Below are 25,255 nucleotides of genomic sequence, written 5' to 3'. Positions count from 1 at the left end.
TCCGCCTGCCCTCGTCGCCACCGGGTCCGTGGTGATCGATGCGGGCGACGGTGGCGCCGCGATTTCGACACCTTCTTTTTCCGATCCGTCCTGCTCCGTCGCGGGTGGGCGCGGGGAGCTTTGCGCATGACCCATATCGCTCGATCGCGATCGGGACGTTTTCCGCTCGCCGGGTGCCTCGCGGTGGCGCTTGCCGCGGGTACGATCGTCGGCGCGGGGCACGCAACCGCGCAGGAGGTCGTCGCGACTCCCAACCCCGACGCCGACCGGCTCGCCGATGTCGTGCGTCGGCTCGGCAGTGCGCCGCGCGACCTGTCGGCGCTGATCGAGGCGGGCGACCTGTCGTTCGCGCTCGGCGATGCGACCGCCGCCGCCGCACTCTACAAGCGCGCCGAGGCGGTCGATCCCAACAACGGCCGCGTCAAGGCGGGCATCGCGCGCATCCTCGTCAACGGTGAGCGGCCGGGCGAGGCGCTGCGCTATTTCGAACAGGCGCAGCGGCAAGGCGCGCCGATGCCGCAATATGCCGACGATCGCGGCCTCGCCTATGATCTGATCGGCGAGCAGGAACGCGCGCAGCAGGACTATCGCCTCGCGCTGGCGCAGGGCGGACGCGAGGCCGCGAAGGAGGATGAGATCCGCCGCCGCTACGCGCTGTCGCTCGGCATCTCGGGGCGCCGCGACGAGGCGCTGGCGGAAATCGAGACGTTGCTGCGCCGGCAGGATCGCGGCGCATGGCGTGCGCGCGCTTTCATCCTCGCGATGAACGGTGACGTGCCGGGCGCGAACAAGATCGCGACCAGCATGATGCCGCGCGGCATGGCGGGCGGGCTGGCGGCATTCTTCCAGCGACTGCCGTCGCTGTCGCCGGTCGATCGCGCGTTCGCGGTCCATTTCGGCGAAGTCGCGCCGACCCCGGCGCGGCTCGCCGATGCGCGGATGGTGCCGCCGCTGACGCCGCTGGCGGTGACGCCGGCGCGCACGCAGGTCGCCGCGATCGCACCCACGGTTCAGCCGCTGCCGACGTCGCAGAAGAAGCTGTCGCGCAGCGAGCAACGCCGCCGCGACCGCGCCGAGGCGCAACTGGCGGCGGCGAACACGCGTGCGCCGGTGCCGACCCCCGCCACACCCGCATCCACACCCGCACCCGTCCCCGTGCCGCCCGTGCAGCAGGCGGCGGTGGAAGCGTCGCGTCCGGCTCCGCAACCCGTGATCGAAACCGCTCGGCCGACGCCTCAGGTCGCCGCCGCGACACCCACACCCGCACCGGCGCGCGCGTCTGCGCCGACCGCCGTCGCGTCGGCACAGCCGGTTCCTGCGCGAACCGCTACCCCTCCGCCGGCGCCGCAACTCGCCGCCGCGACGACCACGCCGCCGCGTCGCGAGATCACACGCCGCGCGCCGCCGCTGCGCGTCAGCCCGCCGCGGATCAGCGAGGATTCGATCCTCGCCCGGATCGTCGCGGGCATCTCGGTGCCGGCCGCCGAGCTCGGCGTCGCGCCGATGCCGGGGGCGCAGCGCGTGCCGGTGGTCGCCCCGCCGGCGCCGTCCGCCGCGACGCTGGACGAAGCCGCGCGGACCGCCGAGCGCAATGCCGCCGCCGACGAGCAGAAGCGCACCAAGCTCGCCGCCGTCAAGCGCCTCTCGCAAAAGGCGGTCGCCGCCGCCGATGAGCCGGAGGAGAAGCCTGCCGCCAAGCCGGCGGCCAGGCCGCTCGATCGCAAGGCGCGCGCGAAGGAACTCGCCGCGGAAAAGGCGAAGAAGGAGGCCGCCGCCAAGGAAGCCGCCGAAAAGAAGGCCGCACGCGCCGAGCCCGAGCGGATCTGGGTACAGGTCGCCAGCGGCGCCAACGAAGGTGATCTGCCCAAGGCGTGGAAGAACGTGCAGGGCAAGGCCGATGCGCTTGCCGGCAAGCGCGCCTATACGGTGTCGAACCGCGCCACCAACCGGCTGGTCACCGGGCCGTACAAGACCGAGGCCGAGGCTCGTGCGATGGTCAACACGCTGAAGAAGCAGGGGTTGTCTGCTTTCACCTTCACCAGCGAGGCCGGGCAGAAGATGACGAAGCTGGGCGGCAAGTAACATGGCCGCGCTCGCGCCGTGGGCGGCGGATCCGGCGCGCAGCCGCGGGCGGCTGCACCGCGAGGAAAGCGCCGATCGCGGCCCACGCGACGCGTTCCAGCGCGACCGCGACCGGATCATCCACTCGATCAGCTTCCGCCGCCTGCGCCACAAGACGCAGGTGTTCCTCGCGCCCGACGGCGATCATTTCCGTGTCCGCCTGACTCACAGCCTCGAGGTCGCGCAGATCGGGCGGACGATCGCGCGCGTGCTGGGGCTCAACGAGGATCTCACCGAGGCGCTGTGTCTCGCGCATGACATCGGCCACCCGCCGTTCGGCCATGCCGGCGAGGACGCGCTGCGGCAGGCGATGGGCGCGGCGGGCGGGTTCGACCACAACGGCCATACGCTGCGCACGCTGATGCGGATCGAGCGCCCCTATCCGCGCTGGCCGGGGCTCAACCTGACGTGGGAGACGCTGGAGGGGCTCGCCAAGCACAACGGCCCGATCGCGGTGCCGGCCTGGGCGCTGGCGGAAGCGGATGCCGAGGGGGCGCTGGAGCTGACCAGCCATGCCTCGCTGGAGGCGCAGGTCGCGGCGCTGGCCGACGACATCGCCTATGACAATCACGATATCGATGATGGCTTGCGCGCCGGGCTGCTGACGCTCGACCAGATCGAGGCGGTGCCGCTGATCGCGGACGGCTGGCGACGCGTCACCGCGCGCTTCCCCGACTTGCCGCGCGAACGGCTGGCGGGCGAGCTGGTCCGCAGCCAGATCGGCGCGATGGTCAACGACCTGATCGCCGAATCGCGCGCGCGGATCGCGGATGCTGGCGTCGCGAGCGTCGAGGACGTGCGCGCCGCCGGTCGCGCGCTGATCGGCTTCTCGCCGTCGATGGCAACCGCCGAGCGCGAGCTCAAGCGCTTCATGTACGCCAATCTCTACCACCACCCACGACAGCTGGCGGCGGCGGGCGCGGCGCATCGCGTCGTGTCGGGGCTGTTCGCCGCCTATCGCGACGACCCGCGGTTGTTGCCGGAGGAATGGCGCGAGCGATTGCCGGACAGCGAGCCGGGGATCAGCCGGCACATAGCCGACTTCATCGCCGGGATGACCGATCGGTACGCGGTGTCGCGCTATCACGAGACGGTCGGGGCGATCGACCTGCCCGAAGGCTTCTGATCGGAAACGTCATTGCTTCGCTAGGCTCGCAGTGACGGACTTTCTTCGTCGTCCCGGACTTGATCCGGGACCCCGCTTCCTTTCTGACCGTCGCCGGTAGAAGCGGGATCCCGGGTCAAGCCCGGGATGACGGGCTATTTCAGCGATCCGCCTCCCGGGTCACACCCAGGCTGACGAGGCGCCAGATCAGTTCGTCGCGACCGACACCGGCGCGAGCGGGTGTGCCGCGCGGAACGACACGTCGCGGCCGTTGGCCTGCCCCGACACCCGCGTGCCGTTGACGGTCAGGCGGAAGCGACCGTTGCTGCTGCCGACCTCATGGCCCTGGATCAGCGTGGTGCCGTCCTGGTTCGCGGTCAGCGAATAGACATAGGTGTGCCCATCGCGCGTGAAGCTGCGCTCGACCGGTGCGGCGGCCGCAACGGCGGGGAGCAGCGCAGCGGCGATCAGGGCGAGGGAGAGCGAGGAGCGCATGCGACGTTTCCTTGTCTGGAGATGATGCGCTGCAGCATCCCTGCTGCACTGCAACAGCGCAATTGCCGGTCGCGCATTCGTCGTTGCGATTGCTGCAACCAAGCCGGTGCAGCGGCATTTTGCGTCCGCCTCGCCCTTGAGCTAAGCGGCGCGGCATGACGCTTTTCACCCGCTTCACCGCCCATGTCGACACCGCGCTCGACGCGCTGACCGCCGCCGGCACACTCCCGGCCGACCTCGATCGCCGCAACGTCACGGTCGAGCCGCCGCGTGACGCGACCCACGGCGATCTGGCGACGAACGCCGCGATGGTGCTCGCCAAGCCCGCCGGCACCAACCCGCGCGCGCTGGCAGAGGCGCTCGCGGGCGAATTGCGCGCGCTGCCGGAGGTCGCCGACGTGTCCGTCGCAGGGCCGGGGTTCATCAACCTCCGGCTGCACGACGATGTGTGGCGCAAGGAGATTGCGACGATCGTCGGCGAGGGTGGCGATTATGGTCGCTCGACGCGCGGGCAGGGCGTGTCGGTGAACATCGAATATGTCTCCGCCAATCCGACCGGGCCGATGCACATGGGGCATTGCCGCGGCGCGGTGGTCGGCGATGCGCTCGCCAGCCTGCTCGAGTTCGCCGGACACAAGGTGGTCCGCGAATATTACGTCAACGACGCCGGCGGACAGGTCGACGTGCTCGCACGCTCGGCGCACCTGCGGTATCGCGAGGCGCTCGGCGAGGATGTCGGTGCGATCCCCGAGGGGCTGTATCCGGGCGATTATCTCGTGCCGGTCGGGCAGGCGCTCGCGCAGGAGTTCGGCGACCTTTATGCCGCCGCGCCCGAGAGCGAGTGGCTGGCGCTGTTCCGCATCCGCGCGGTCGCGGCGATGCTGGTGCTCATCAAGGATGATCTCGCGCTGCTCGGCATCCACCACGACGTCTTCTCGTCGGAGGCGGAGTTGCAGGCGGCGAAGAAGCCCGAGGCTGCCGAGGCGGTGCTGCGCGCGCGCGACCTGATTTATGACGGCGTGCTCGAAGCGCCTAAAGGCGAGACGCCCGAGGATTGGGAGCCGGTCGAGCTGCCGCTGTTCCGCTCGACGCAGTTCGGCGACGATCAGGATCGCCCGATCCGCAAGTCGAACGGCAGCTGGACCTATTTCGGCGCCGACATGGCGTATCATTTCCAGAAGGCCGAAAGCGCCGATCAGCTGATCGATATCTGGGGCGCCGACCACGCCGGCACCGTCAAGCGCATCCAGGCGGCGGTCGCCGCGCTGACCGGGGGCAAGACGCGCTTCGACGTGCGGCTGGTGCAGATGGTGCGGCTGCTGCGCGGCGGCGAGCCGGTCAAGATGTCGAAGCGGGCGGGCAATTTCGTGACGCTGGCGGACATGGTGCGCGAGGTCGGCAAGGACGTCGTCCGCTTCACGATGCTGACGCGCCGGCCGGATGCGCAGATGGACTTCGACTTCGCCAAGGTGGTCGAGGCATCGAAGGAAAACCCGGTTTTCTACGTCCAATATGCGCACGCGCGCGTCCATTCGCTGCACCGCCGCGCCGCGGAGGCAGGTATTTCGGCCGAGAATGCCGACCTGTCCCGGCTTGATACGGAGGAATTGGCGCTGGTGCGGCTCGCCAGCCAGTTCCCGCGCGTCGTGGAAACCGCTGCGGCAGCGCGCGAGCCGCATCGCATCGCCTTCTACCTCTATGATCTGGCGGCCGAATTCCACTCGCTATGGAATGCCGGCAACGACCGCCCCGACCGCCGCTTCCTGGTACCCGACGATCACGCGGTCACCGCGGCACGTCTGGCGCTCGCCGCCGCGATCGGCCAGATCATCCGAAACGGCCTCGCCATCATGGGGGTAGAGGCGGTGGCGGAGATGCACTGATGCGGGAGGGGGAGCCGATCGGCCGGATGAGCGACGCGGATCGCCTGCCGTGGCTCGACACCGTCGAGGCCGACGATCCCTATGCGGTGCCGGTCGGGCGGATCGTCGCGCTGGTCGCGGTGGGGTTGCTGGTGCTCGCCGCGATCCTGTTCGGCCTGTATCGCTGGCAGTTTTCGGGCAGCGGCGGCGACGGGCGGCTGATCGCCGCCCCGGCCGGCGACTATAAGATTCGCCCCGACGAGCCCGGCGGGATGAAGGTGATCGGCGAGGGCGACTCGGCGATCGCCGCCAGTGCCGGCAGCCACACCGATGCCGCGATCGATCTCGCGCAGGTGCCCGAGGCGCCGGTCGCCCGCGCCACGTCGCCCGTGCCCGGCCCCGGGGCGACCGCCAGCGGCGCGTCGACCGCCAGCGTGTCGGTGCCGCAGGCGGCCGCGCCGCTGCGCGCGCAACGCCCGGTCAGCGCACCCGCGACGCAGGTGTCGGGCGCGTCGTCGGGTGGGGCGATGGTCCAGCTCGGCGCTTTTCCCAGCCAGGCGGTCGCGAACACCGCATGGAGCCAGATCGCGCGCCGCTTCGGCTATGTCGCGACGCTCGAGAAGATCGTCCAGCCGGCGGTCGTGAAGGGTCGCACCGTCTATCGCCTGCGCGTCAACGCCGGCAACGCCGCCGCCGCCAGCGATCTCTGCGCACGGCTGAAGCTGGCCGGCGAGGGCTGTTTCGTCACCGGATGAGGCGGAAGATGCCGCGATCGGGGAGCCGCACCGAAAAGGTGTAATGCACGCCGATCGCGACCTGTAGCTGCGTCGCCGAATCGACGCGGCGGATGATCGGCGAATCGGCGGCGCCACCGACCAGCCGTTCGTAGGTCACGTTTGTCTCGACGCCCCAATGGCGCGTGATTTCCTTCGACGCGCTGCCGGTCAACGCCAGCGAACGCAGCCCGGCCTTGGGCGTGTAACGCGCCAGCCCGGTCGCGGCGGCGGCGCGATCGTCGACGCCGAACCAGGCGCGTTGATAGCGTCCGTCGCCGATCAGGACGCGCGGGCCCAGCGACACCAGCCAGTCGTCGCCATCGCGGCGGACATAGTCCATCCCGAGCTGGCTGATCCAGCCGTTGTGCCCGTTGACGCCCTTGCGCACGTCGCCGCGCCAGCGGACCTGATCGCCGGTCCATGTCTCGATCGAGCCACCCAGTTCCAGCGTCCGCCCGATACCCGGCAGGCCGGGGACGAGATCGTTGCCGCGCCGCCGCCCTTCACGGCGCAGTGCGATCGCATATTCGGTCCGCCCGCGGCGGATCAGCGTCAGGTTGGTGCCGTCATCCGGCGCGCCGAACGCGAACGGCGTGTCGCCGCGCGTGCGCGAGAGGCTGAACCACGGGCTCAGCCGCCGCTGGTCATCGCCGGGAAACCACGGCTGCCATTGTGGCCCAACGGCGACCTGCACGCGCATTGGGACCCGCGGCGGGGGAAGGTCGTCGGGCGTGGTCGATTGCAGCGCGCCCGGATCGGCCGGCGGCGGCGCGTCCTGCGCCCGTGCGACGTGGGGCAGGGCCGCGACGATGAGGCAAGCCAGGCAACCCGAAACGCGCATCGTCTTCTCCCGCAATCGTCACCCAAAGCGCTTCCCGACCCGCCGGCATCACCCTGACCGTTCGTGCTGAGCTTGTCGAAGCACGTGCCCGTTCATCCGCCCTTCGACAAGCTCAGCACGCACGGCAGGTGTGGGTCGACGGCCCGACATTAGCGCCCATAGCTAAGCCGGACGCGCAGACTTCCAAAGTCATTTCCTCCACCCCGCATTCCGCCCTAGAAGCGCGCGCATGAAGCCTGTGATCTTCGGCCTGTCCGGCCCCGTCCTCACCGCGGCGGAACGCGCCTTCTTCCATGCGGTGCGCCCCGCCGGCTACATCCTGTTCCGCCGCAATGTCGAGACGCGCGCGCAGCTGCGGGCGCTGACCGATTCGCTGCGCGAGCTGGAGGGCCGCGACGATGTCGCGATCCTCGTCGATCAGGAGGGTGGACGCGTCGCGCGGCTCGGGCCGCCGGAATGGCCGGCGTTCCCCGCCGGACCGGACTTCGACCGGCTCTACGAGCTGGCGCCGATGTCGGGGATCGAGGCGGCGCGCGCCAACGGCCACGCGCTGGGGCTGATGCTGTCGGAGGTCGGGATCACCGTCGACTGCCACCCGATCCTCGACGTGGCGCGCCCCGAGACGACCGAGGCGATCACCTGTCGCGCGTTCGGGCACGAGCCGATGCGGGTCGCCGCGATGGGTCGTGCGACGCTGGAGGGGCTGGCAGCGGGTGGCGTGGTCGGCGTGGTCAAGCACATGCCGGGACACGGCCGCGCGCTGGTCGATACGCATTACCACTTGCCGACCGTCACCGCCTCGGCGGCCGAGCTGGAAGACGACCTCGCGCCGTTCCGTACGCTGGCGCACGCTCCGATGGGGATGACCAGCCATATCGTCTATCAGGCCTGGGATGCCGAGCGCCCCGCGACCTTGTCACCGGTGGTGATCGAGGAGGTGATCCGCGGGCGGATCGGCTTCGACGGGCTGTTGATGACCGACGACATCGACATGAAGGCGCTGTCGGGCTCGGCGGGCGACAAGGCCGCCGGCGCAATCGCGGCGGGGTGCGACGTGGTGCTCGATTGCTGGGCACGGATGGCGGAAATGGAAGAGATCGCCGCGCGGCTGGGGGATATCACCCCCGCGGCGCGGACGCGGCTCGACCGCGCGATGGCGGGGCGCGTGGCGCCGACGGGCGACATGGCGGCGCTGCTCGACAAGCGCGATCGGTTGCTGGGGCTGGTGGAGGGGCACGCCTGAACTCACTCAAGCCGTCGCTTCGGACCTAACCGTTTCGTCGCCCCGGACTTGATCCGGGGCCCCGCTTCTTCACGCGAACCGCTCCAACAAATCGAGCCAGTCGGGATTGTGACGCTCGATCAACGCGAACTTCCACTCGCGTCGCCAGCGTTTTAGGCGCTTCTCATGCGCAATGCAGGCGGCAATCTGCTCGCTGAACTCGGTCCAGACGAGCCGGTTCAAACCGTAATGAGCGCAGAACTCCGATCCCTTGCCGGCGCGATGCTGCGCGACCCGCGCGACCAGATCAGCCGTCACGCCGACATACATCGTCCCGCGATAGCGATCGGCCATGATGTAGACCCAGCCGCCAGCCATGCGCGAAGGGGAGAAGAAGCGGGGCCCCGGGTCAAGCCCGGGGCGACGCAGATTGGTGAGAATGGCCGGAAGAGTGAGCTTATCTCACCCCTGTTTGGCGAGCCACTCCTCCAGCCATTTGATCGTGTACGCCCCCTCGCGGAACTCGGGATCATCCAGCAGCGCCTGATGCAGCGGGATGGTGGTCTTCATCCCCTCGATCACGAACTCCTCGAGCGCGCGGCGCAGGCGGCGTAGCGCGCCTTCGCGGGTGGTGCCGTAGACGATCAGCTTGGCGATCATGCTGTCGTAATAGGGCGGCACCTTGTAGCCGGCGTACAGCCCCGAATCGACGCGGACGTGCATCCCGCCCGGCGCGTGATATTGCTTCACCAGCCCCGGCGACGGCGCGAAGGTGCGCGGGTCCTCGGCGTTGATCCGGCACTCGATCGCATGGCCGCGGAACACCACGTCTTCCTGACGCAGCGTCAGCGGATGCCCCTCGGCGACGCGGATCTGCTCGCGGACCAGATCCAGCCCGGTGATCGCCTCGGTCACCGGATGCTCTACCTGCAGCCGGGTGTTCATCTCGATGAAGTAGAATTCGCCGTCTTCCCACAGGAACTCGATCGTCCCCGCGCCGCGATAGCCCATGTCGGCCATCGCCTTGGCGACGATCCCGCCCATCCGCTCGCGCTCGTCGGCGGTGATGACCGGGGAGGGGGCTTCCTCGACCACCTTCTGGTGGCGACGCTGGAGCGAGCAGTCGCGCTCGCCGAGGTGGATGGCGTTGCCGTTGCCGTCGCCGAACACCTGGAACTCGATGTGCCGCGGGTTGCCGAGGTACTTTTCCATGTAGACGGTCGCATCGCCGAACGCCGCCTTCGCCTCGCTGCCCGCCTGCTGCATCAGCGTTTCGAGCTGATCGGCGGACTGGCACACCTTCATGCCGCGTCCGCCGCCGCCGCTGGCGGCCTTGATGATGACCGGATAGCCGATTTCCTCGGCGAGCGCCTGCGCCTCGGCAACATCGCTGATCGCGCCGTCCGAGCCCGGCACCAGCGGCAGCCCGAGCGCGCCCGCGGTGCGCTTGGCCTCGACCTTGTCGCCCATCACGCGGATATGCTCGGGCTTCGGCCCGACGAAGATCAGATTATGCAGCTCGACGATCTCGGCGAACTTCGCGTTTTCGCTGAGAAAGCCATAGCCGGGATGGATCGCGTCCGCGCCGCTGATCTCGGCGGCCGAGATGATGTTCGGGATGTTGAGATAGCTGTCCGCCGCGGCGGGCGGCCCGATGCAGATCGCCTCGTCCGCGAGCCGGACGTGCATCGCATCGGCGTCGGCGGTCGAGTGGACCGCGACGGTCTTGATGCCCATTTCGTGGCACGCGCGGTGGATGCGCAGCGCGATCTCGCCACGATTGGCGATCAGCAGTTTCTTGATCTGGGGCATGGGTGACAAACCTAGAGGTCCGTTCGCCCTGAGCTTGTCGAAGGGCGTGTCCGAAGCGCGATGCTTGCGGCACGTGCTTCGACAGGCTCAGCACGAACGGGGAAGAGAAAGGCGCGCGGGAGCGGCGTAGCCTACTCCACCACCACCAACGGCTGGTCGAACTCGACCGGCTGGCCGTTGTCGACCAGGATCGCCTTGACGACGCCCGCCGATGGCGCGGTGATCGGGTTCATCACCTTCATCGCCTCGACGATCAGCAGCGTGTCGCCCGCCGCGACGCTCTGCCCGACGCTGGAGAAGGGCTTCGCACCCGGCTCGGCGGCGAGATAGACGGTGCCGACCATTGGCGAGCGCACCGCGTTTGCATCCGACGGTGCCGACGGCCCGGCGACGTCGACCTGCGGCGCGGCCGGGGCCGCGGGCGCAGCAGGCGCCGGCGCATAATGCATCGCCGGCGCGGCACTGACCGCTGCCGCCTTGCGCGCGACGCGAATCTTGCGATCGCCGTCCTCGACCTCGATCTCGGTCAGCTGCGTGGTGTCGAGCAGCTCGGCGAGCTGGCGGACCAGATCGACATCGACCTGCATCGACCCGCTATTGTGTGAAATGTCAGCCATTGAACCCCGATTATCCCTGACCTTTGGTCGCGGCTCCTGTCAGAAGCGCGCCGCGGCTTCAAGCGCGAGCTGGTACGACAGTGCGCCGAAACCGGCAATGCTGCCCTTCGCGGCGCGCCCGACGAACGACGTGTGACGAAATTCCTCGCGCGTGTGCGGGTTCGACAGATGCACCTCGATCACCGGCGTCCTGATCGCCTTGATCGCGTCATGGATCGCGATCGAGGTATGGGTGAACGCCCCGGCGTTGAGCAGCACCGCGCGCGCGTCATGCGCCTGCGCCTCGTGCAGCCAGTCGACCAGATGCCCTTCGTGGTTGGACTGGCGCATATCGATCGCCAGCCCCAGCTCGCGCGCCCGGTCTTCCAGCGCGCCGGCGATATCGTCGAGCGTGTCATGCCCATAAATATCGGGCTCGCGCATCCCGAGCAGGTTGAGGTTCGGTCCGTTCAGGACATAGACGGTGTCGGTCATCGCGCCGCATCATCGCATCCGGCGCGGTGCGGCGCAACGTTGCCCCTCGCGGCGCGCGTGCCTAGATGACGCGCATGGCACATACTGACGGCACCATCACCATTTCCGTGAACGGCGAGCACAAGCGCGTGACCGCCGGGATCACCCTCGCCGAGCTGGCGGAGTCGCTCGGGCTGGTTCCCGAGAAGGTGGCGGTGGAACGCAACCTCGAGGTCGTCCCGCGCTCGACGCTGACGCAGGTGGTGGTCGAGGATGGCGACGAGCTGGAGATCGTCCACTTCGTCGGCGGCGGCGACCATCCGGTCGCGGGGGGCGGCGGCGATCATGTGCAGCCGATCACCGACGACAGCTGGACGGTCGCCGGGCGGACGTTCCGCTCGCGGCTGATCGTCGGCACCGGCAAGTACAAGGATTTCGCGCAGAACGCCGCCGCGGTCGAGGCCTCCGGCGCCGAGATCGTCACCGTTGCGGTGCGCCGCGTCAACGTCAGCGATCGGAACGCGCCGATGCTGACCGACTATATCGACCCGAAGAAGGTCACCTATCTGCCCAACACTGCCGGATGCTTCTCGGCCGAGGACGCGATCCGCACGCTGCGGCTGGCGCGCGAGGCGGGCGGCTGGGATCTGGTGAAGCTGGAGGTGCTGGGCGAGGCGCGCACGCTCTATCCGAACATGCGCGAGACGCTGAAGGCGACCGAGGTATTGGTCCGCGAGGGCTTCAAGCCGATGGTCTATTGCGTCGACGATCCGATCGCCGCGAAGCAGCTCGAAGAGGCGGGCGCGGTGGCGATCATGCCGCTCGGTGCGCCGATCGGCTCGGGGCTCGGCATCCAGAATCAGGTGACGATCCGGCTGATCGTCGAAGGTGCAGGCGTGCCGGTGCTGGTCGATGCCGGGGTCGGGCAGGCGAGCGACGCGGCGGTGGCGATGGAGCTGGGCTGCGACGGCATCCTGATGAACACCGCGATCGCCGAGGCCAAGGATCCGGTGCTGATGGCGGCGGCGATGAAGGCCGCGGTCGAGGCTGGACGGCTGGGTTACCGTGCCGGTCGCATGGGCAAGCGCCGCTATGCCGACCCGTCGAGTCCGCTGTCGGGATTGATCTGAAACAAGGTTTGTCCTGCCGTTACGGAACTGCGGCGTTGCAACACCGTTCTGTCGTCACAGGGTTTCGAGTAAGGAGATCGACGATGGGCGAGCTGACCGACAAGATCAAGGGCAATGTCAACGAAGCGATCGGCAAGGTGAAGGAAGCCGTCGGCGACCACAACCGCGATCCGAACCTCGCCGCCGAAGGCAAGGCACAGCAGGCCGAAGGCAAGGGCGAGCAGTTCAAGGGCAAGGTCAAGGGCGCGCTCGGCGACGACATCTGATCGGCCCTGCGCGTGAGATGAACGGGAGGCCGCACCGTGAACAACGGGGCGGCCTTTTCTTATCGTCATCCCGGACCTGATCCGGGATCCCGCTTCTTCTTGCCGAGCCAAAGGCAAGCGGGGCCCCGGATCAAGTCCGGGGCGACGATACCAGTATCACGTCATTGCGAGCGGAGCGAAGCAATCCAGAGCCGGACCAGGACGCCCTGGATTGCTTCGCTCCGCTCGCAATGACGATGCGCGCTAACCCCGCCCGCTCCACAACCCCACACCGATCCCGACCGCGGCCATCGCCAGCACCGTCGCGACGATCATCAGCAACCCGTCGCGCGCGGTGATCGCCAGCCCGAACGCCGCGATCGCCAGCATCGGCGCGGTGGTGGCGAGCGGCAGCAGTTCCAGCGGCGGCACCGCGCAGGCGAGCGCGATTACGCCGATCGCCGCCGCGCGCACGAACGGCCCGCGCGTTAGCGCCGGCAAGCGCCCGTGGAACCAGCGATCCATGAACCGCGCGACCCCGCGCGTCTTGTCCACCGCCTTGCGCACCTTGTCCGAGGACACGGCGCGCCGCCGCACGAAGCCGGGCAGCCACAGGTGCTTGCGCCCCAGCGCCATCTGCACCGCGATCAGCATGATGACCGCCGCCATCGCGGTCGGCAGGCCGGGAATGCTGCCGATCGGCGAAATGTCGATGAGCGGCATGACGATCAGGAACGGCCCGAAGCCGCGCGCGCCCAGCGCCTCGACGACGTCGCCGACTGCGATCTCGTCCTGCTTGCCGGCGAGATCGTCGATCGCATCGAGGATGTCGCCGACGCTGTGAGGTTCATCCACCATCGCCGATCAACCGACCGGCGCGGCGCAGGTTTCCTTACGCCTGCGGCGCCGCTGCCGCACCCGCCTTCTGGAACAGTTCGGCCAGCTCGCCGGCCTCGTACATCTCCATCATGATGTCCGATCCGCCGACGAACTCGCCGCCGACATAGAGTTGCGGGATCGTCGGCCAGTCCGAATAGCCCTTGATCCCCTGCCGGATCGCCTGATCCTGCAGCACGTCGACGCTCTCGAACTGCACGCCCAGCCGCTCTAGGATCGCGATCGCGCGGCTCGAGAACCCGCATTGCGGGAACAGCGGCGAGCCCTTCATGAACAGCACCACCGGGTTGTTCTTGACCAGCGCGTCGATGCGGGCGTTGGTATCGTCGGTCATATCGTCTTCCTTGCGAATGCGGTCGTGCGTCTCGCGCTTACTTCGGAACGGCGGTGGTCAACTGCAAGGCGTGGAGCACGCCGCCCATCCGCCCGCCCAGTGCGGCATAGACCGCCTGATGCTGTTTGACGCGCGGCATTCCGGCGAACGATGCCGACACGACGCGCGCCGACCAGTGATCGCCGTCGCCGGCCAGATCGGTCATCTCGACATCGGCATCGGGGATGCCGGCCTTGATGAGCGCGGCGATGTCGCTTCCTTCCATCGGCATCGGGGTTACTCCGGCTGCATCAGCTGGCGACGCGCCTCGACGGTCTGGTCCGCCAGCGCCTGGCGCACCGCCGCCTCGTCGATGTCGATGTTGGCCGCGGTCAGGTCGCCATAGACCTTGCGGACCACGTCCTCGTCGCCGGCCTCCTCGAAATCGGCCTGTACCACCGCCTTGGCGTAAGCGTCGGTTTCGGCGGGGGTGAGCTGCATGAGTTGCGCCGCCCACTGCCCGACCAGCCGGTTGCGGCGCGCCGTGATCCGGAACGCCACCTCCTCGTCGCGGGCGAACTTGGCTTCGAACGCGCGCTCACGATCGTCGAAAAGGGTCATGCTGGCTCCCATCGGTCTATGATCGATGGATAGTGCGCGCCCCGACGACATTCAATGTCGCTCAATCGGCGACGCGCACCACCATTTTGCCGATCGCGCTGCGCTGGCCAAGCCGGGCGACCGCCGCGCCGCCCCGATCGAGCGGGAACACCTCGGTGACCCGCGGCGCGATCCGCCCCGCCTCCCACAGCTCGAGCAGGTGCAGGATGTGCGCGCGATTGGCCGCCGGCTCGCGTCCGGCGAAGGCGCCCCAGAACACCCCGCACACGTCGCAGCTTTTCAGCAACGTCAGGTTGAGCGGCAGCTTCGGGATCCCGGCCGGGAAGCCGACCACCAGATAGCGTCCCTCCCAGCCGATCGCGCGCAGCGCCGGCTCGGCATAGTCGCCGCCGACCGCGTCGTAGATCACCTGAAAGCCATGCGCGCCACCGGCCTGCTTGAACTGGTCCGCCAACGCCTTCGACGCCGGCTTGTCGAACGGCGCGTGCGGATAGACGATCACCTCGTCGGCTCCGGCAGCGCGCACCGCCTGTGCCTTGTCCTCGCTCGACACCGCGCCGACCACCTGCGCGCCAAATGCTTTCGCCAGCTCGACCGCCGCCAGCCCGACTCCCCCCGCCGCGCCGAGCACCAGCACGCGGTCGCCCGCCTTCACGCGCCCGCGATCGACCAGCGCATGGATGCTGGTGGCATAGGTGAGCAGCACCGCCGCGCCCTCCTCGAATCCGCGCCCGTCAGGCAACGGATAGAGTGCATCGGCGGAGACGGCGCGTCGTTCGGCGAGCCCGCCCATCAGCACCGTACCCATCACGCGGTCGCCGACGCGCCACTGCGTCACACCCGCGCCGATTTCGGCGACGATGCCGGCGATGTCACCGCCGGGCGCGAAGGGGCGGGGCGGCTGGAACTGGTAGCGATCCTCGATCACCAGCACGTCGGGATAGTTGATCGAACAGGCCTTGATCGCGACCACCACCTCGCCCGCACCGGGGCTCGGATCGGGCAGCTCCCCGACTTCCAGAGTTTCAGGTCCGCCCGGCGCCCTCGACAGCAAAGCCCGCATCCACCCGCTCTCCCTTGATCCAGGGCCGCTCGTCGTCGAGCCGCTCCTCGAATTTCGAAATCGCGGTATCCTTTGCCAGTGTCAGCCCGACCTCGTCCAGCCCTTCCATCAGGCAGCGACGGCGAAAGGCGTCCAGTTCGAAGGGGAAGCGGTCCTGATAGGGGGTGGTGACGGTCATCATCTCCAGATCGACGATGACCGGATCGCTTTTCGCCACCTCGATCAGCCGGTCGACCGCCTCCTGCGGCAGCACGACCGGGACGATGCCGTTCTTGAACGCATTGCCCGAGAAGATGTCGGAGAAGCTCGGCGCGATCACCGCCTTGATCCCCATGTCGCCCAGCGCCCAGGCGGCATGTTCGCGGCTCGACCCGCAGCCGAAATTGTCGCCCGCGATCAGGATCGGCGCGCCGGCGTAGCGCGGATCGTCGAAGATGTTGCCCGGCTGTGCGCGCACCGTCTCGAACGCGCCCTTGCCCAGCCCCGAGCGCTTGATCGTCTTCAGCCAATGCGCCGGGATGATGACGTCGGTGTCGATATTCTTGGCACCCCAGGGATAAGCGGTGCCCGCAACGCGCGTGACCGGCTCCATCAGCGCGCCGGTCGGCTGGCCGGGATCGCCGGGCGCGCGATCGCGGCATAAGCGGCGACACCGCTCAGCACCGAGCCGGCGATCAGGAAAATGAAAACCTTCTTCATGTCGCGTCCCCTTATCCTCAACCCATCAGTTCGCGCACGTCGGCGAGCCGTCCGGTGACCGCGGCCGCCGCCGCCATTGCCGGCGACAACAAATGGGTGCGGGCGCCAGGTCCTTGACGTCCCACGAAATTTCTATTGCTGGTCGAGGCGCAGCGCTCACCCGGCGGGACCTTGTCGGGGTTCATCGCCAGACACATCGAGCAGCCCGGCTCGCGCCACTCGAACCCGGCCTCGGTGAAGATGCGATCGAGCCCCTCGGCCTCCGCCTGCCGCTTGACCAGTCCCGAGCCGGGCACGACCATCGCGTGCACGCCGTCGGCGACGTGCCGGCCGCTCGCCACCCCGGCGGCGGCGCGCAGGTCCTCGATGCGGCTGTTGGTGCAGCTGCCGATGAAGACATGCTGGACCGGCACGTCCTGCATCCGCATGCCTGGGGTCAGCCCCATGTAATCGAGCGACTTCTGCGCCGCCTCGCGCTTCGACGGGTCGGCGAAGCTGTCGGGCGCGGGGACGAAGCCGGTGATCGGCACGACATCCTCGGGGCTGGTGCCCCACGTCAGCGAAGGCGCGATGTCGGCGGCGTTGAGCACCACGCTCTTGTCGTAGCGCGCGCCTGCATCGCTCGGCAGCGTCCGCCACCACGCGACCGCCTTGTCCCAATCCGCGCCCTGCGGCGCGAGTGGACGACCCTTCAGATAGGCGAAGGTCGTCTCGTCGGGCGCGATCATCCCGGCGCGCGCACCGCCCTCGATCGACATATTGGCGATCGTCAGCCGCCCCTCGACTGACAGGTTGCGGATCACCTCGCCGGTGAATTCGATGACATGGCCAGTGCCGCCGGCCGCGCCGATCTTGCCGATGATCGCCAGCACGACGTCCTTGGCGCTGACCCCGAAGCCGAGCGTGCCGTCGACGCGCACTTCCATCGTCTTCGACGGCGACAGGATCAGCGTCTGCGTCGCGAGCACATGCTCGACCTCGCTGGTGCCGATCCCGAACGCGAGCGCGCCCAGCGCGCCATGCGCCGAGGTATGGCTATCGCCGCACACCATCGTCGTGCCGGGCAAGGTGAAGCCCTGTTCCGGTCCGACGACATGGACGATGCCCTGCTTGGCCGACAGCGCATCGATATAGGGCACGCCGAACGCGGCGACGTTGTGGCGCAGTGCGCCCAGTTGCTCGGCACTCTCGCGATCGGCGATCGGCAACTCGTGCCCGTTCGCATCGACGCGCGCGGTGGTCGGCAGGTTGTGATCGGGCACCGCGAGCGTCAGGTCGGGGCGCCGCACCCGGCGTCCGGCGGCGCGGAGCCCCTCAAACGCCTGCGGGCTGGTCACCTCATGGACGAGGTGCCGGTCGATATAGATCAGGCAGGAACCATCGTCGCGACGCTCGACCACGTGAGCGTCCCAGACCTTCTCGTACAATGTGCGGGGAGCGGAGGACATGATCCGCGGCTGTTAACCGAAAAGCATCGCGCATCCAAGTTCGCGCGTAACAAAATGGCGTGGACGACGGGGGGCGTCGCCCTCCGCCGTCATTGCGAGCGTAGCGAAGCAATCCAGGGTTGAACCAGGACGCCCCGGATTGCTTCGCTCCGCTCGCAATGACGAAAGAGAGAGCCGGCTTCGTAATCTTTTACGTTGAAGACGCCCGACGATCCTCGGTCACTACGCCGACCGCCGCCACTTCCGCCTCATGCGACGCCTCGCGGAACGTCTCCGCCAACGCAGCATCTTCCCACGCGCGCATCGCCGGTTGCTTCAGCATCCGCTTGACCCATTCCGCGCCCGCCGCACCGACGTCGATGCCATAGGTCCGCACCCGGAACACCACCGGCGCGAAGAACGCATCGACCGCACCGAAGCGCTCGCCCGCCAGAAACGGGCCGCCGAACCGCGTCAGCCCTTCTTCCCACAACTCCGCCAGCCGCGCGACCTCGCGCGCGAGTCGCGGCGAGGTGGCGTGCGGCGTCACGCGCTGCCCGACCGTCATCGCCCGTTCGCGCCGCAACGCGCCGAACCCGCCGTGCATCTCGGTCGCGGCGCACATCGCCCACGCACGCGCCGCCGCGCCGGTCGGCCATACGCCGTCATGCCGCTCGCCGAGATAGAGCGCGATCCCGAGCGAATCCCACACTGTCCGCTCGCCGTCGATCAGCACCGGCACCTGCCCGGTCGGCGAGAAGGCGCGGAACGCATCGTAATTGTCCATCGCCGCGAACGGTTCGATGCGATCCTCGAAGGCGATGCCGAGGGAGGTCATCAACACCCACGGCCGCAGCGACCAGCTCGAATAATTCCGATTTGCGGTGATCAGCGTATAGGCCATCGCCTCAAACCTCGTATCGCGCCGCCGTCTTCGCCGCGACCTCGTCCGCGGTGACGCCCGGCGCCAGCTCGACCAGCCGGAACGGCGAGTCGTGATCGGGGCGCTGGAACACCGCCAGATCGGTGACGATCATGTCGACGACGTTCTTCCCGGTCAGCGGCAGCGAACAGGCGGGCAGGAACTTCGGGCTGCCATCCTTGGAGACATGCTCCATCACGACGATGATCTTCTTGACGCCCGCGACCAGATCCATCGCGCCGCCCATGCCCTTGATCATCTTGCCGGGGATCATCCAATTGGCGATGTCGCCGCCCTCGGACACTTCCATCGCGCCCAGCACGGTCAGGTCGATATGCCCGCCGCGGATCATCGCGAAGCTCTGCTCGCTGCCGAAATAGGCCGAGGAGGGCAACTCGCTGATCGTCTGCTTGCCGGCGTTGATCAGGTCGGGATCGACCTCGTCGTCATAGGGGAACGGCCCGATGCCCAGCATCCCGTTTTCGGACTGGAGCGTCACTGTCATCCCGTCGGGGATGTTGTTGGCGACCAGGGTCGGAATGCCGATCCCGAGGTTGACGTAATAACCGTCCTTCAGCTCGCGCGCGGCGCGCGCCGCCATGCCGTTGCGATCCCAGCCCTTCGCTTCCTGCGACATCAGTTCAGGCTCCCGTTCTGGATGGTGGTGATCTCGGTCGCCTGCTCGCGCAATTGCGCGCTCAGCCCGGCGACGATCGCCTGCAACGCTTCGTCCTCGGTCATGCCGTAAGTGCCGGCATAGGCGCGCGCGGCGTGGCGGACGGTGTCGGCCATCAGATAGCCGAACACCTCCGCGTCATCGAGCACGCCCGCGTTGATCCACACCGACGCGCCCGCGCCATCGGTGACCCAGATCCGCGCGACCTCCGCCGAACGGTCGGTCAGCACGTCGCCATGCTCCAGCGAAATCGCGCCCTTGGGTTCGTCGGTCATGGCACGTCCTTCCAGCGTTTGTCGGCCGGGAAGGTCTCGTCCCAGCCACTGCCCAGCCCTGTGCCGTAGACGGGGTTGGGCAATACGAACCAGCCATTGCCCCAACGCGCCTCGATCGGCGCGACCGCGGTCAGCATCCGCCGTCCGACCGCGGGGGCCGGGCCGGGCGGGTTGAAGAGGTCGGCGAAGTCGCCGAGCTGGTCGCCGGCCAAAGCGACGACGCAATATTTCGCCGCGATCGCTGCGCGCCGCCCGTCCTTGCCCGACTTGCCGTCGGCATCGCCCTTCAGGAACAATGTCTCGCCGTGCCGGAACTCCCCGAGCCCGGCGTTCGTCAGCGCCTGCGCAGTCGCCTCGGCATTGGTGATCGAGCGGTTGGTGTTGATGACCATCGTCACCCCCATCGCGCGCAACGCATGGAACGCCGCCACCGCCCCCGGCACCGCGGCCACGCGTGTCGCGCCGGCCTGTTCCCAGCGCTCCCAACGCTTTTGGTCGAAGCCGCGCGCGGTCTGCGCATCGTCATATTCGTAGCCGAGGTTGAGCACCGCGGTTTCGTCCATGTCGAGCACCACCGCGGGCGGCAGCGTCCCGCACGGCACCGTCTCCGCGCTCGCCGCGGTCGCGCCGGGCGCGAGCACCACCGACGCCGGCCAGCGCGGCAGCGTCCCAGCGGCGCGCTGCGACGGCAGCCGCCCGCGCCGGTCGCGTGCGACAGTAAGCACGTCGCGGACATAACGGACCATGCCGTTATACGCCTGCTCCGACAGCGCCGCCGCTTCGCCGGAACCGTACAGCCATGCCATCGCGGGCGGTACGCCCGGCGGCGTGGGCGGATCGACCGCCAGCACCGGCGCGCTCGGCCGCCCGAGCAGCACCCGCCGCTGCGCCGCGCATCCGCCGAGCGTCGCGGCGAGCGCCAGCAGGACGCCCGCGCGCTTCACGCTGTCTGCACGCGCGGGCGGGTGGTGCGGAACTCGATCTTCTTCTCGTAGGGGCTGCCGACGATCATCCGCTTCACATAGATGCCGGGCAGGTGGATGTGATCGGGGTCGAGTGTGCCGACCGGCACCACTTCCTCCACCTCGGCGACGCAGATCCGGCCCGCGGTCGCCATCGGCTGGTTGAAGTTGCGCGCGGTCTTGCGGAAGATCAGGTTGCCGCTCTCGTCGGCCTTCCAGCCCTTGATGATCGACAGGTCGGCGCGGATGCCGCGTTCGAGGATATACTCCTCGCCGTCGAAGACCTTCACTTCCTTGCCCTCGGCGACCTGCGTACCGACGCCCGTCCTGGTGTAGAAGCCGGGGATGCCCGCGCCGCCCGCGCGGCACCGTTCCGCCAGCGTGCCCTGCGGGCAGAATTCCACCTCCAGCTCGCCGGACAGGAATTGCCGCTCGAACTCCTTGTTCTCGCCGACATAGGAAGAAATCATCTTCTTCACCTGCCGCGTGCGCAGCAGCTTGCCGAGCCCTTCGCCATCGACCCCGGCATTGTTGCTCGCGATCGTCAGGTCCCTGGTGCCCGCGTCGCGGATCGCGTCGATCAACCGCTCGGGGATGCCGCACAGCCCGAACCCGCCGGCGCAGATCGTCATCCCGTCGAACAGCAGCCCGTCCAGTGCGGCGGCGGCATCGTCATACACCTTATCGACCACGGCTTGCCCACTCCCGTCCGGCCCTCGGATCGCGCGCGCCACGGTGCCCCGTGCCGCACACCCCCGCTCCTTAGCGCGCGGCACCGCGAAGGCAACGGCCCCGCCGCCCCTTCCGTCATCCCGGATCAGGTCCGGGGCGACGGCGTGGAAGGGCTAGACCACAACCCCCTTGCGGCACCTTCGCTTCCCTCTAGGCTGCCCGCCCATGACAAGCCTCAGAACCGGTGGCCGTATTCTGGTCGACCAGCTCGTCGCACAGGGCTGCGACCGCGTGTTCACCGTACCGGGGGAGAGCTTCCTCGCGGTGCTTGATGCGCTCCACGACACGCCCCAGATCGACGTGGTGACGTGCCGGCAGGAGGGCGGGGCGGCGTTCATGGCGTGTGCCGACGGCACGCTGACGCACCGCCCCGGCGTCGCCTTCGTCACGCGCGGGCCGGGGGCGACCAACGCCGCGATCGGCGTCCATGTCGCGCATCAGGATTCGCAGCCGATGATCCTGTTCATCGGCGACGTCGACCGCGGCACCCGCGACCGCGAGGCGTTTCAGGAGATCGACTTCGCGGCGATGTTCGCGCCCCTGTGCAAATGGGCGGCGCGGATCGACGATGCGCGGCGCATCCCCGAATATGTCGCGCGCGCCTATGCCACCGCGGTGAGCGGGCGGCCGGGGCCGGTGGTGCTGGCGCTGCCCGAGGACATGCTGCTCGATAAGGTGGAGGCGACCGATCGCGCGCGCGTCGACCGCGTGTCGCAGGATGTCGACGCCGACACGCTGGATCGGCTGCGCGACCTGCTCGCCACCGCCGAGCGCCCGCTCGCGATCGTCGGCGGGGCAGGGTGGGACACCGCCGCGGCCAACGCCTTCGCCGACTGGGCGACGCGCGCGGGCGTGCCGGTCGCCGCCGCCTTCCGCCGCCAGGACGCGATCGCCAACGACTGCCCGGCCTATGCCGGCAACCTCGGCTATGGCCCCAACCCGGCGCTGGTCGCGCGCGTCCGCGACGCCGATCTGCTGCTGGTGGTCGGTGCGCGGCTCGGCGAGGCGACCACCGACGGCTATGCGCTCGTCAGCCCCGATCATCCCGGCCAGCGACTCGTGCACGTCCATCCCGATCCGGCGGAGCTGCACCGCGTCTATGCCACCGACCTCGCGATCTGCGCCGGCATGGCGGAGTTCGCCGAGGCGCTGGTCCCGCTCGACGGCGGTGCGCACCCGCATGCCGCCGAGGCGCGTCGCGATTACGAGGCCTGGACGGTGCCGCAGCCGCGCGATGGCGTCGCGCTCGACCTCGGCCCGTGCGTCGCGGCGATGCGCGACGCGCTGCCCGGCGATACGATCATCTGCAACGGCGCGGGCAATTTCTCGGGCTGGTGGCACCGCTACTGGCGCTATGCCGGGCCGGGCACGCAGCTCGCGCCGACCGCCGGTGCGATGGGCTATGGCCTGCCCGCGGCGGTCGCCGCCGCGCTGCGCCGGCCGGGACGCAGCGTCGTCGCGGTCGCGGGCGACGGCGACTTCCTGATGAACGGGCAGGAACTGGCGACCGCGGTCCAGCACCATGCCGACCTGCTCGTGATCGTCGTCGACAACGCCACCTATGGCACGATCCGGATGCACCAGGAGCGCGAATACCCCGACCGCCCCGCCGCGACCCGGCTCCACAACCCCGACTTCGCCGCGCTCGCCCGCGCATACGGCGCGACCGCCGAGACGATCGAGCGCACCGCCGACTTCGCCCCCGCGCTCGACCGGCTGCGCGCCGCGTCGGGGGTGCGGCTGCTCCATTGCCGCACCGACATCGAGCAAATCACCCCCGCGACCACGCTGACGGCGCTCCGGCAGCGCAAGCTGTAAGGAATAACCGGCCACCTCCCGTGAAATCGCTATTGACTACAGACGTAATCGACATGATTACAGCTGTAGTCGATAAGCGTGACGAGGGAGCGAGTCGTGGTCGAACGGATCAGCGATGCCGAACATGCGGTCATGGAGGTGCTGTGGGACGAAAGCCCGCTCACCGCGCAGGATGTGGCCGAGCGGGTGGACCCGGAGCGCGGCTGGAGCGCCGCCACCGTCAAGACCCTGCTCGGGCGGCTGCTCGGCAAGGAAGCCGTCCGCCACGAGGTCGACGGCCGCCGCTATCTCTACAGCCCGGCGGTGCGCCGCGAGGATTATGTCGCGCGTGAATCCGAACGACTGATCGACCGGCTGTTCGGCGGCCGGCTGACCCCGCTCGTAGCGCACCTCGCCGAACGCGACGCGCTCAGCGATCAGGACATCAGCGAGATCGAAGCCCTGCTCAAGGCGCTCAAGCAATGATCGGCTGGGCACTCGAGGCGATGCTGGCGTCGGCGCTGCTGATGCTGGCCGTTCTGGTCCTGCGCGGACCGGTCCGCAACGCGTTCGGCGCGCGCGTCGCCTATGCGCTGTGGGCGCTGCCCGCGCTGCGGATGGTGATGCCGCCGCTTCCCGAGGGCTGGCGCGGCGAGGCGCTGCCGGTGCTGCCCGCGCCCGAGCCGATCGTCATCATGCTCGGCGATCCGGTCGCCACGCTGCCGGTCGAGACGACCCATACCGCGCTCGGCTGGCCGCCGGTCGCGCTGGGCCTGTGGCTGGGCGGGGCGGCGCTGCTGCTCGTGTGGCAGGCGGTCGGCTATCTCCGCTTCCGCTACAACGTGCTGCGGCTTGGGATCGCGGTCGACCGCGTTGGCTCGATCACCGTCGTGCAGAGCGCCGCCACCGACGGCCCGCTCGCCTTCGGCGTCTTCGATCGCGTCGTCGCCTTCCCGCGCGACTTCGCGGCACGCTTCGATCCCGAGGAACGCGCGCTCGCGCTCGAACACGAGCTGGGCCACCACGCGCGCGGCGATCTGGTCGCCAATTGGGTCGCGCTGGCGGTGCTCGCGCTGCACTGGTTCAACCCGCTGGCGTGGACGGCCTTCCGCAAGTTCCGCGCCGATCAGGAAATGGCCAATGACGCGCGCGTGCTGGCGCGCTCCGGTGGGGCGGCGCGCCACGCTTATGGCTGCGCGATCGTCAAGGCCGCGCACGGTCGCGCGGTGTCGCCGGCCTGCCACCTCAACACCGTCAAGGATCTGAAAGGGAGACTGAAGATGCTCGGCAAGAAGAACGCCACGCGCACGCAGACCGCGACCGGCAGCATGGCGATCATGGCGCTGGCGATCGGCGGCCTCGCCTTCACCGCCTCCGGCACGCAGGCCGCCGAGCGCGTGCGCGCCGGAGTGGAAGATGCGACGGGGATCGAGATGACGATGCCGGAGATGCCCGAGACTCCCGAAACGCCCGACGTGCCCGACATGCCGACGGAGCCGGGCACCCGCCATATCAGCGTGCAGACGGACAAGGGCCGGCACACGACGGTCATCGTCACCAGGGACGGCCGTACCACCACCTACACCGGGGACGCGGCCGAACGGTATCTCGCCGCCAACCCTGCGCCCGTGCCGCCGGCGCCACCGGCCCCGCCGGTGCCCGCCACCGGGCCGGTCCCGCCGGTGCCGCCGATGCCGCCGATGCCGCCGGTTCCGCCGGTGCCCGGCGACGCCGACGTCGCCGAGCTGGGCGCACGCGACGCCGAACTGGGGCGCAATGCCGCCCGACAGGCCGCGCTCGACGCCGCGCGCGTGCAGCGTCAGGCCGCACAGATCGAACGTCGGGCCGCCTTCGAATCGGCGCGTGTCGAGCGACAGGCGGCGTGGGCGGCGCGTCACGCGGCGCAGATGGATGCGATGCGGGTCCGCCTCGACGCCGACAAGCTGCGTCGTCAGTCGCTCCGCGCCGCGTTGGCCGGTCTGGAAAGCGCCCGTGCCGGGCTGGCGGTCAATACGGGCCTGACCGACGCGCAACGCGCCGAGGCGCTGGCCTCGCTCGACCGCGAACTCGCCGACATGCGCCGCCGCATCGCCGACCGCGATTGACCATCTCCTCCACCGTCATCCCGGCCTCGCGCCGGGATCCCGTTTCTTCCTCCGGCCGCCAGGAAGAGGCGGGGCCCCGGCTCAAGG

At 69.2% G+C, this 25,255-nt stretch carries 28 protein-coding genes; 10 read left to right on the top strand and 18 right to left on the bottom strand.

The window, feature by feature from the left end; genetic code table 11:
• Positions 1 to 126 precede the first annotated feature (126 nt).
• Both PGN12_16895 and PGN12_16890 read left to right on the top strand, forming a co-directional pair.
• The gene (locus tag PGN12_16895; GenBank protein ID MEH3105565.1) at positions 127 to 2,082 is read left to right on the top strand and encodes an SPOR domain-containing protein; all 1,956 of its coding nucleotides are present in this window, start codon (positions 127 to 129) and stop codon (positions 2,080 to 2,082) included.
• A 1-nt stretch (position 2,083) separates the two neighbouring features.
• Positions 2,084 to 3,247, top strand: coding sequence for a deoxyguanosinetriphosphate triphosphohydrolase (locus tag PGN12_16890; protein MEH3105564.1), 1,164 nt, complete (start codon positions 2,084 to 2,086; stop codon positions 3,245 to 3,247).
• Between the two features lie 186 nt (positions 3,248 to 3,433).
• Here PGN12_16890 and PGN12_16885 read toward each other — a convergent pair whose 3' ends face one another.
• A complete protein-coding gene (locus tag PGN12_16885) occupies positions 3,434 to 3,721 on the bottom strand; it encodes a hypothetical protein (protein MEH3105563.1) in 288 nt (95 codons plus the stop codon).
• A gap of 155 nt (positions 3,722 to 3,876) precedes the next feature.
• On the opposite strand from PGN12_16885, the gene argS reads away from it, so the two are divergent.
• Positions 3,877 to 5,604, top strand: a complete 1,728-nt coding sequence (gene argS / locus PGN12_16880) for an arginine--tRNA ligase (protein MEH3105562.1) — start codon at positions 3,877 to 3,879, stop codon at positions 5,602 to 5,604.
• Entirely contained in the window at positions 5,604 to 6,338 is a 735-nt protein-coding gene (locus PGN12_16875; GenBank protein ID MEH3105561.1) for an SPOR domain-containing protein, read from the top strand. The genes argS and PGN12_16875 overlap by 1 nt, the downstream gene beginning before the upstream one ends.
• On the opposite strand, the gene PGN12_16870 is transcribed toward PGN12_16875, so the two are convergent.
• On the bottom strand, positions 6,328 to 7,200 hold the full coding sequence (locus tag PGN12_16870) for a MipA/OmpV family protein (protein MEH3105560.1): 873 nt from the start codon (positions 7,198 to 7,200) through the stop codon (positions 6,328 to 6,330). The two genes, PGN12_16875 and PGN12_16870, sit on opposite strands and share 11 nt — an antisense overlap.
• A 229-nt stretch (positions 7,201 to 7,429) precedes the next feature.
• On the opposite strand from PGN12_16870, the gene PGN12_16865 reads away from it, so the two are divergent.
• A complete protein-coding gene (locus PGN12_16865) occupies positions 7,430 to 8,443 on the top strand; it encodes a beta-hexosaminidase (GenBank protein ID MEH3105559.1) in 1,014 nt (337 codons plus the stop codon).
• Positions 8,444 to 8,512: 69 nt separating this feature from the next.
• Here PGN12_16865 and PGN12_16860 read toward each other — a convergent pair whose 3' ends face one another.
• From PGN12_16860 to aroQ, 4 genes are all read right to left on the bottom strand, one after another.
• Complete coding sequence (locus PGN12_16860) at positions 8,513 to 8,800, bottom strand: GIY-YIG nuclease family protein (GenBank protein ID MEH3105558.1); 288 nt, start codon at positions 8,798 to 8,800, stop codon at positions 8,513 to 8,515.
• Between the two features lie 84 nt (positions 8,801 to 8,884).
• Complete coding sequence (gene accC, locus PGN12_16855) at positions 8,885 to 10,234, bottom strand: acetyl-CoA carboxylase biotin carboxylase subunit (GenBank protein ID MEH3105557.1); 1,350 nt, start codon at positions 10,232 to 10,234, stop codon at positions 8,885 to 8,887.
• Positions 10,235 to 10,365: 131 nt separating this feature from the next.
• Positions 10,366 to 10,851 (bottom strand): acetyl-CoA carboxylase biotin carboxyl carrier protein, encoded by a 486-nt coding sequence (gene accB, locus PGN12_16850; GenBank protein MEH3105556.1) that lies wholly within the window; start codon positions 10,849 to 10,851, stop codon positions 10,366 to 10,368.
• A 39-nt stretch (positions 10,852 to 10,890) separates the two neighbouring features.
• Complete coding sequence (gene aroQ / locus PGN12_16845) at positions 10,891 to 11,325, bottom strand: type II 3-dehydroquinate dehydratase (GenBank protein ID MEH3105555.1); 435 nt, start codon at positions 11,323 to 11,325, stop codon at positions 10,891 to 10,893.
• Positions 11,326 to 11,399: 74 nt separating this feature from the next.
• On the opposite strand from aroQ, the gene thiS reads away from it, so the two are divergent.
• Both thiS and PGN12_16835 read left to right on the top strand, forming a co-directional pair.
• Complete coding sequence (gene thiS / locus PGN12_16840; GenBank protein MEH3105554.1) at positions 11,400 to 12,434, top strand: sulfur carrier protein ThiS; 1,035 nt, start codon at positions 11,400 to 11,402, stop codon at positions 12,432 to 12,434.
• Between the two features lie 83 nt (positions 12,435 to 12,517).
• Positions 12,518 to 12,700, top strand: coding sequence for a CsbD family protein (locus tag PGN12_16835; GenBank protein ID MEH3105553.1), 183 nt, complete (start codon positions 12,518 to 12,520; stop codon positions 12,698 to 12,700).
• A gap of 243 nt (positions 12,701 to 12,943) precedes the next feature.
• Here PGN12_16835 and PGN12_16830 read toward each other — a convergent pair whose 3' ends face one another.
• From PGN12_16830 to PGN12_16775, 12 genes are all read right to left on the bottom strand, one after another.
• Positions 12,944 to 13,537 (bottom strand): exopolysaccharide biosynthesis protein, encoded by a 594-nt coding sequence (locus tag PGN12_16830; protein MEH3105552.1) that lies wholly within the window; start codon positions 13,535 to 13,537, stop codon positions 12,944 to 12,946.
• Positions 13,538 to 13,571: 34 nt separating this feature from the next.
• Positions 13,572 to 13,910, bottom strand: coding sequence for a Grx4 family monothiol glutaredoxin (gene grxD, locus PGN12_16825; protein ID MEH3105551.1), 339 nt, complete (start codon positions 13,908 to 13,910; stop codon positions 13,572 to 13,574).
• A 37-nt stretch (positions 13,911 to 13,947) separates the two neighbouring features.
• A complete protein-coding gene (locus PGN12_16820; GenBank protein MEH3105550.1) occupies positions 13,948 to 14,181 on the bottom strand; it encodes a BolA/IbaG family iron-sulfur metabolism protein in 234 nt (77 codons plus the stop codon).
• A 5-nt stretch (positions 14,182 to 14,186) separates the two neighbouring features.
• Positions 14,187 to 14,510: a DUF1476 domain-containing protein gene (locus PGN12_16815; GenBank protein ID MEH3105549.1), complete on the bottom strand. Its 324-nt coding sequence runs from the start codon at positions 14,508 to 14,510 to the stop codon at positions 14,187 to 14,189.
• Between the two features lie 61 nt (positions 14,511 to 14,571).
• Positions 14,572 to 15,573, bottom strand: a complete 1,002-nt coding sequence (locus PGN12_16810) for an NADPH:quinone oxidoreductase family protein (GenBank protein MEH3105548.1) — start codon at positions 15,571 to 15,573, stop codon at positions 14,572 to 14,574.
• Entirely contained in the window at positions 15,536 to 16,165 is a 630-nt protein-coding gene (leuD, locus tag PGN12_16805; GenBank protein MEH3105547.1) for a 3-isopropylmalate dehydratase small subunit, read from the bottom strand. The genes PGN12_16810 and leuD overlap by 38 nt, the downstream gene beginning before the upstream one ends.
• A 124-nt stretch (positions 16,166 to 16,289) precedes the next feature.
• Positions 16,290 to 17,720 (bottom strand): 3-isopropylmalate dehydratase large subunit, encoded by a 1,431-nt coding sequence (leuC, locus tag PGN12_16800; protein MEH3105546.1) that lies wholly within the window; start codon positions 17,718 to 17,720, stop codon positions 16,290 to 16,292.
• A gap of 190 nt (positions 17,721 to 17,910) precedes the next feature.
• Positions 17,911 to 18,603: a glutathione S-transferase gene (locus PGN12_16795; GenBank protein ID MEH3105545.1), complete on the bottom strand. Its 693-nt coding sequence runs from the start codon at positions 18,601 to 18,603 to the stop codon at positions 17,911 to 17,913.
• A 4-nt stretch (positions 18,604 to 18,607) separates the two neighbouring features.
• A complete protein-coding gene (locus PGN12_16790; GenBank protein MEH3105544.1) occupies positions 18,608 to 19,258 on the bottom strand; it encodes a 3-oxoacid CoA-transferase subunit B in 651 nt (216 codons plus the stop codon).
• On the bottom strand, positions 19,258 to 19,572 hold the full coding sequence (locus tag PGN12_16785; GenBank protein MEH3105543.1) for a DUF5076 domain-containing protein: 315 nt from the start codon (positions 19,570 to 19,572) through the stop codon (positions 19,258 to 19,260). Before PGN12_16785 ends, PGN12_16790 begins: the two co-directional genes overlap by 1 nt.
• Entirely contained in the window at positions 19,569 to 20,516 is a 948-nt protein-coding gene (locus PGN12_16780) for an acid phosphatase (GenBank protein ID MEH3105542.1), read from the bottom strand. Before PGN12_16780 ends, PGN12_16785 begins: the two co-directional genes overlap by 4 nt.
• Positions 20,513 to 21,226, bottom strand: coding sequence for a CoA transferase subunit A (locus tag PGN12_16775; GenBank protein MEH3105541.1), 714 nt, complete (start codon positions 21,224 to 21,226; stop codon positions 20,513 to 20,515). Before PGN12_16775 ends, PGN12_16780 begins: the two co-directional genes overlap by 4 nt.
• Positions 21,227 to 21,431: 205 nt before the next feature.
• Between PGN12_16775 and PGN12_16770 the strand changes: the two genes are divergently transcribed.
• The 3 genes from PGN12_16770 to PGN12_16760 all read left to right on the top strand — a co-directional run bounded on the left by PGN12_16770 (position 21,432) and on the right by PGN12_16760 (position 25,168).
• Entirely contained in the window at positions 21,432 to 23,084 is a 1,653-nt protein-coding gene (locus PGN12_16770) for a thiamine pyrophosphate-binding protein (GenBank protein ID MEH3105540.1), read from the top strand.
• Between the two features lie 96 nt (positions 23,085 to 23,180).
• Positions 23,181 to 23,549: a BlaI/MecI/CopY family transcriptional regulator gene (locus PGN12_16765; GenBank protein ID MEH3105539.1), complete on the top strand. Its 369-nt coding sequence runs from the start codon at positions 23,181 to 23,183 to the stop codon at positions 23,547 to 23,549.
• Complete coding sequence (locus tag PGN12_16760) at positions 23,546 to 25,168, top strand: peptidase M56 (protein MEH3105538.1); 1,623 nt, start codon at positions 23,546 to 23,548, stop codon at positions 25,166 to 25,168. Before PGN12_16765 ends, PGN12_16760 begins: the two co-directional genes overlap by 4 nt.
• The last annotated feature ends 87 nt before the right edge of the window (positions 25,169 to 25,255 follow it).

This window comes from Sphingomonas phyllosphaerae, from assembly GCA_036946405.1.
Taxonomy (GTDB): domain Bacteria; phylum Pseudomonadota; class Alphaproteobacteria; order Sphingomonadales; family Sphingomonadaceae; genus Sphingomonas; species Sphingomonas phyllosphaerae_D.
The sequence above is the reverse complement of the archived record's forward strand: the minus strand, read 5'-3'. Positions and strand labels throughout refer to the sequence as shown.